This window comes from Arthrobacter sp. JCM 19049 (genome assembly GCF_001310435.1).
The window spans coordinates 1-1175 of record NZ_BAXF01000595.1 but is presented as its reverse complement, the minus strand read 5'-3'; the positions used below and the strand labels follow the sequence as shown (position 1 = coordinate 1175).

The window sequence follows — 1175 nt, the reverse complement described above, 5'->3', positions numbered from 1 at the left end:
CCACCGCGCTGGCCCTGACCGGCTGCGCCGCGGACACCGCGAAGGATGCGCAGCAGAGCAGCGCTGCCGCCTCCGGCCCGATCGCCATCGAGCACATCTATGGGGAAACCACCTTCGACCAGGTGCCCGAGGACATCGCCACGATCTCCTGGGTCAATGCCGACGCCTGCTGGCCCTGGACACCGTTCCGGTCGGCATGGACAGCGACATCTGGGGGCAGAACGCCAACAACTCGACCGACTGGAAGGACGCCAAGCTCAAGGAGCTGGGCGCGCAGATCGCTCCGAGAACGCGCCGACGCAGTTCTCCGTCGCCGACGGGATCGACTTCGAGGCGATCGCCCAGGCCAAGCCGCAGGCCATCTTCGCCGCGTACTCCGGGTTGACCAAGGAGGAGTACGACAAGCTGTCCAAGATCGCTCCGACCGTGGGGCCGATCGAGGCCAACTACCTGACCAGCTGGCAGCAGACCACCGAAGCGGCCGGCGAGCTGCTGGGCAAGGACGAGCAGGCGCAGCAGCTGATCAAGGACCTGGAAGGTGAGTTGGCCGGGCAGGCCGAGAAGTACCCGGTCTTCAAGGACACCAGCTTCATCGCCGGGGATTTGTCCCAGCCCAAGACCATCAGCCTGTACGCCGGGGAGGACAACCGCCCGCGCTTCCTGACCTCGCTGGGCATGAAGCAGGCCGAAGTGGTCACCCAGAACACCCCGGAAGGCTCCTTCTACTTCGAATGGTCCCCGGAGAAGGCCAATGAGCTGAAGTCAGACATCTTCTTCGCCTCGGTCGCCTCGGGCACCACCGTGCAGGACGCGCTGAAGAGCAACGAGCTCTTCGCCCAGATCCCGGCCTCCAAGACCGGCGGGCTGGTGGCCATGGAGAACGACCAGCAGGTGCTTTCGGTCTCCGCGGCCTCCCCGCTGTCCCTGTCCTGGGCCATCGACAACGTCGTGCCGAAGCTGGCCGACGCCGCCCAGAAGGCCGCCGAGGCCAAGTAGCGCCGCGTTTGCGGCTAGGAGTTGATCGCCAGGTAGTGCAGTTGCGCCTCAAGCGAATGGGTTGCCGCGCCGACAAGGCGCGGATCAAGGTCGGGGTACACCAGGTCCAGCAGTTCAGCGGGCGTGGCGTGGGCCCCGGCCTTGCCCAATGCGCGCAACCCGGCACGCACCTGCTCCAG

2 protein-coding genes and 1 pseudogene are annotated in these 1175 nt (G+C 66.5%); 2 read left to right on the top strand and 1 reads right to left on the bottom strand.

Annotated features, from left to right (window positions below; all coding sequences use genetic code 11):
* Together JCM19049_RS21195 and JCM19049_RS14785 are read left to right on the top strand one after the other, a co-directional pair.
* Nucleotides 1-385, top strand: a pseudogene (locus JCM19049_RS21195) (hypothetical protein); the annotation flags it as partial.
* Nucleotides 322-996 carry an ABC transporter substrate-binding protein gene (locus JCM19049_RS14785; protein WP_279403311.1) on the top strand — a complete coding sequence of 225 codons (675 nt, stop codon included), beginning with the start codon at nucleotides 322-324 and terminating at the stop codon, nucleotides 994-996. The pseudogene JCM19049_RS21195 and the gene JCM19049_RS14785, both read left to right, overlap by 64 nt.
* A 14-nt stretch (nucleotides 997-1010) precedes the next feature.
* On the opposite strand, the gene JCM19049_RS23670 is transcribed toward JCM19049_RS14785, so the two are convergent.
* On the bottom strand, nucleotides 1011-1166 hold the full coding sequence (locus JCM19049_RS23670) for a hypothetical protein (protein WP_374700328.1): 156 nt from the start codon (nucleotides 1164-1166) through the stop codon (nucleotides 1011-1013).
* Nucleotides 1167-1175: the final 9 nt, after the last annotated feature.